The organism is Gemmatimonadales bacterium (assembly GCA_041390145.1).
Classification (GTDB): Bacteria; Gemmatimonadota; Gemmatimonadetes; order Gemmatimonadales; family GWC2-71-9; genus SPDF01.
Genome location: JAWKQM010000026.1, coordinates 1 through 5,135, shown reverse-complemented (window position 1 = coordinate 5,135; position 5,135 = coordinate 1). Strand labels below are relative to the sequence as shown.

Here is a 5,135-nt window from a genome sequence, read left to right as displayed (position 1 = left end):
TAGTCGAGCGCGTCCGCCACGGCCACGGTGATGCTGACCGCCTCGTCGATGCCGAGTTGGGTTTCGCGGTCGAGCTTGGCGCGGAGCGTCTCGCCGTCGATGAACGGCATGACGTAGTAGAGGAAGCCGTCGGCCTCGCCGCTGTCAAAGAGCGGCAGGATATGCGGGTGGCTGAGCGACGCGGTGGTCTTGATTTCCACGACGAACCGCTCGGCGCCGATGACGGCGGCGAGTTCGGGCTTCAGAACCTTGAGCGCCACCTTGCGGTCGTGCTTGAGATCCTCGGCCAGGTAGACGGTGGCCATGCCTCCCTGGCCGAGCTCTCGCTCGATGCGGTAGCGGTCGGACAGGGCGGCGGCGAGGCGGGACAGTGGGTCAGTCAAATTGCTTTCCAGTCTTTGCTGTAATCGTCATTCCGGCGAAAGCCGGAATCCAGGTTCATTGGACCCCAGCTTTCGCCGGGGTGACAGAAGGGCCCGTGTCGCTTTAGCGACATCAGCCGAGCCGTCGCTTTAGCGACGAGCTCTTCACTCCGCCTTCTCGGCCGCCAGCGCGGCCCGCAGTTCGGTGATGAAGTTCTCCACGATCACAAGGTCTCCCGACTTGTCGCCCGTGCCCTGGGTGTTGATCAGGAAGCGGCGGCCGTCGCGCGAGAGCTCGAACATCCGGTCATTGAAGTTCAGTTCGAACGCTGTGCCGACTGGAGCGTGCAGCATGACACGGTGCGCGGCCAGCGCCGGCCCGCGCGCCATGTCCACCACGCGGATGGCGTCTCCGTCATCCGATCGATAGAAGAGTTCCCGGCCGTCACCGCTCCAGAGTGGATCGGTGCCGCCGCCCTGGGAGATCTGCCACTTGCCCTGGTCCACATCGGGGAAGGGCCGCACGAAGATCTCCCGCTCGCCGGTCTCCCTCGACGCATACGCCAGCCAGCGCCCATCAGGTGACAGGCTCGGTTCCAGCTCCTGATAACTCTCGGCCAGGAGCGGGCGCATGGCGCTGTCGCTGCCGATCTTCATCACCATGATGTCACGCGATGGTGGGCCAGCGACGGCCGCCACCAGCCACGCGCCGTCGGCGGACCAGCGGGCGTCAAGCACGTTTCGGCCCGGATCTGCGACCAGTTCCTCCGATCCAACGCCGTCCGCGCGGCGACGCCAGAGGCTCGTGCGGCCGTCACGGCGTGAGTTGTAGCTGACATACCTCCCATCGGCACTCCAGGCAGGCGCCCAGTTACCATCTCCGCCGAAGGTGAGCCGCGAGAGCGGGCCTGCGTCCATCTGCTTGACCCAGATGTCGATGCGGCCGGCCCCCGCGTCTGACGTCGCGATGCCAATGGCGAGCCGGCTGCCGTCGGGCGAGAGGGCGTACGCCTCCAGTTCGGGGTCGTGCCAGGCGGTATCCACCGGCGTCATGGCGCCGGAGCGGTCCACCCACATCATCGTTTCGTTGGAGTTGATGCCGGGGAGCGTGTAGGCGAGCGTGCCGCCGGCGATGGACAGGTCGGCGTCATTCCCACGAACAGAAAGATTGCCGAAGAGTGGCACGGGGCGGCCGAGCACGGCGAGCTTGCCCAGATTGAAGGGCACGGCCAGCAGCGTTCCCTCGGGCGCCACGTAAACGAGGGCCTTGGCCTCGGCGACGTAGGAGCCCAGCACGCCCTGCAATGTGTTCGTGATGCGCCCAGTCTGCAGATCCACGACATGCAGCTTGTACTGCCCATCTTCACCCGCATCCTCCCCCACCAGGGCGCCGCGCCCGCCGGGGAAGATATCCAGCCATCCGTGCCGCCCCCCTTTGCTGGGGGCGGGGAGGGCCACGACATCATCGATCGGTCCCCCGCCAGCCGGCACGCGCCGGATCGTGTCGCCAGTGCCGATGAAGTACACATACCCGCCGGGTCCCCAGGCCGGGTTGCTCCGGAAGCCGGAGTCCACCAGTGTCAGCGGCGGCCCGCCCCGCAGCGACGTGATCCGGATGGTGGCCGGGTTGAGCATCATGAAGGCGACCTGTGAACCGTCCCAGGACACCGCGGGGCGTGTCGCGACCCCCTGCGTCCCCGGGATGGGACGCGACGCCAGACTGCCGAGGGGCCGAACAAAGAGCTGTCGATCTTGTCCAGCAACCTGGCCCACATACACCAGTTCCCGGCCGTCCGGCGTCAACGCGAGTCGGCTCGGCTCATCGGCACCGAAGTACGCCAGCGGTGACGCGCTGTCGAGCACCACGGGGTAGTGCCCCACGGGTCCGGTGGGCTCGGGTCGGCGTGCGGCCCAGACGGCCACCGCCGTGGCGACGACCGCCACCACCGAGGCCGCCATCGCGATCATGCGCCAGCGCCCCGATGCTGCCGGGGTCGCCGCAGCCAGGCCGACGGTACCGCCCACCATCGTGAAGTTTGGGTTCTTCAGCGCCTCCCCGAACTCCCTCGCGGACGCGAACCGGTCGGCCGGCAGCTTTTCCAGCGACTTCGCCACCGCGGCGGCCACGTTGTGCGGCACCGACCTCCGGAGCTCCGTGACAGGCCGCGCCGTGTCGGTCACGATCTTCATGATGATCTGCTGCGCCGACCCGCCAAGGTGCGGAGGCTGGCCGGCGAGCATCTCGTAGCAGACGCTGCCCAGGGAGTAGACATCGCTTCGGGCGGTGATCTCCTTCTCGGCGGTGGCCTGCTCGGGACTCATGTAGTGCGGCGTGCCGAGACTCATGCCGGTCTCGGTCATCCGGCCGCCGGCGGCGGCCGAGAGCGCCAGTGCGATCCCGAAGTCGGCCACCATGGGCCGGCCGTCGTGCAGCAGGATGTTCTCGGGCTTGATGTCGCGGTGGATGACGCCGTTCCGGTGGGCGTAGTCCAGTGCGTCGGCCACCGCGGTAGTGATGCCCACCGCCTCGTCGATGCCGAGCTGGGTCTCGCGATCGAGCTTGCTCCGCAGCGTCTCCCCGTCGATGAACGGCATCACGTAGTAGAGGAAGCCGTCGGCGGTGCCGGAGTCGAAGAGCGGTAGGATATGCGGATGCTGGAGCGCCGCGGTAGTGGTGATTTCCTGCACGAACCGGTCGGCGCCGAGCACGGCGGCGAGTTCGGGCTTCAGCACCTTGAGCGCCACATGGCGCTTGTGCTTCAGGTCCTCGGCCAGGTAGACGGTGGCCATGCCGCCCTGGCCCAGCTCCCGCTCGATGCGGTAGCGGTCGGACAGGGCGGCGGCGAGGCGGGACATGGGGTCCGTCATGGTTTCACCCTGGTCTTCAGCTCTTCGAGCCAGTTTTCGATGATGATCAGCGGTGCGACGACTTCGGCCTCCTGCTCGATGGTCCGCGCCATGATGAACCGGCCATCCGGTGCGACGTCCCATGGGGCGTAGTAGTCCGCGTTGAGCCTCGCCAGCGCATCGGAGAGGCGGAAGAGCACCTGCGGCTCGCCGACCTGGAGGGTGGGACTGGCCGTCACCCGCACGGCCATCATCCGCTGGTCCGCACCCAGGTAGAACAGCTCCCCGCCGTCGCGGGACCAGATCGGTGCTGTGCCGCCCCCGTTCGAGACCTGCACCTTCATGCTGGTCGTACTCGGGAACGGCCGGATGAAGACCTCGAGGCGTCCGGTCTCGTCCGATTGGTAGGCCAGCCACTTGCCGTCGGGGGAGAGGGCGATGGCCATCTCATCGAATGGGGTGACGACCAGCGGAACCGGGACGGTGTCGCCGCGGTGAATGCCGTAGATGTCGCGACCGCCCGCGGACGCCGAGGAGGCCCCCTTCCGGTACACGATCCACTGACCGTCGGGGGAGACCACTCCCTCGTCCAGCCCGCCGGCCAAGAGCAAGGAGTCCTGGCCGGTCCCGTCCGCACGGCGCTCGAAGAGACCGGCGGAGGACACGAAGGTCACCGCGTCCCCGCGCTGGGTCCACCGGGGTCGGTTCTCCGACACCTCGCCGTAGGTGACGCGCGCGAGCGGGCCGCGTGGCAGCGGCTTGACCCAGATATCATCGCCGGCCGGTGTGTTGAGGCCGATGGCCAGCCTGGTGCCGTCGGGGGAGAGCCGCCAGCCATAGTTGCCGGCGAACTGGGTGAGGCGAAAAGTCCACCCGGAGTCCACCGGGGTCTCGCGGCCATTCCGGTCCACCCAGACCATCGTGAACTCCCGGAGTTGCCCGATGGTCTCGCTCCGCATGACGACGGTGCCTCCGGGCGACACGGTCAGGTAGGCACCGAGCCGTCCTCCGGCCCCCACGCTGTCGAGCATCGCGACCGGGGCCCCCTTGGGCTGCAGCGTCTTGAGATCAAAGGGCACCGCGAGCACGGTCTGGTCGGCTCGCAGGACGTACACGAGGTGGCCGCTGTCGACATAGTACCCGATGCCTGCCCCCGCGACGACCTGGTGCGCGGAATCACGCTTCAGGTCGAGCGCCATCAGGTCGCCCCGGTCACAGGGCGCGTAACAGGCCTGGAAGAGTACACCGCGCGCATCCGGCAGCGGTGCCAGCGCAGAGATGATCAGCGAGTCCCTGGACCAGACCGGCACGGGATCGGCTACGCCGTTCCCGGCCAAACGGGCGATGCTCCGCACCTCCTCGGTGACGTAGAGAATTGTGCCGTCCGACAGCCAGGCGACGCCGCCGGGAATGGTGCCGACGTGATCGACCAGTGGGACGACGGCACCACCGGCAACGGGCACCTTCCGGAGCCGGCCCGCCTGGACGAAGGCAACCCACTTGCCGTCCGGTGAGATGGCGGCGGAGGAGGCACCTTCCGTCCCCGCCAGCTGGGTCGCGTAGAGCTGGTCCCGCTCCTTGACCCAGAGGTGCGCGCTGCCCGGCCCGACCGCAGACGAGCCGAGAAAGACGATGCGCGACCCGTCGGGCGAGACCACTGCAAAACCAAGGGGATCGGGGGCCTGGTCGGGCGGCAGGAAGAGGGCGTAGCGCGTCACGGGCTGCGGAGGCGCGGGCCGCGTGAGCGCCCACGCGGCGACCATCGTCATGACGGCGAGGGCCGCACCGAGCCCGATGGTCACGCCGCGCCGGGCGATGGTGACGGCCGGGCGCGTCACCTCGGCCATCGACGCCGTCGTGAAGTGGGTGTCCTGCAGGGCGTCGGCAAACGCTTTGGCACTCTCGAAGCGGTCGGCCGGGAGTTTC

General features: G+C 68.4%; 3 protein-coding genes. All 3 read right to left on the bottom strand.

Annotated features, from left to right (window positions below; all coding sequences use genetic code 11):
* The coding region (locus tag R2910_14105; protein MEZ4414114.1) for a protein kinase at window positions 1–383 on the bottom strand (383 nt) is incomplete at its 3' end.
* Window positions 384–527: 144 nt separating this feature from the next.
* Window positions 528–3,230 (bottom strand): protein kinase, encoded by a 2,703-nt coding sequence (locus R2910_14100; GenBank protein ID MEZ4414113.1) that lies wholly within the window; start codon window positions 3,228–3,230, stop codon window positions 528–530.
* Window positions 3,227–5,135: hypothetical protein (locus R2910_14095; GenBank protein MEZ4414112.1), on the bottom strand; the 1,909-nt coding region annotated here is incomplete at its 5' end. The genes R2910_14100 and R2910_14095, both read right to left, overlap by 4 nt.

What these genes read in the sequence shown, in the direction of transcription:
- R2910_14100 (MEZ4414113.1), bottom strand. Translation starts at nt 3,230, where the DNA reads ATGACGGACCCCATGTCCCGCCTCGCCGCCGCCCTGTCCGACCGCTAC.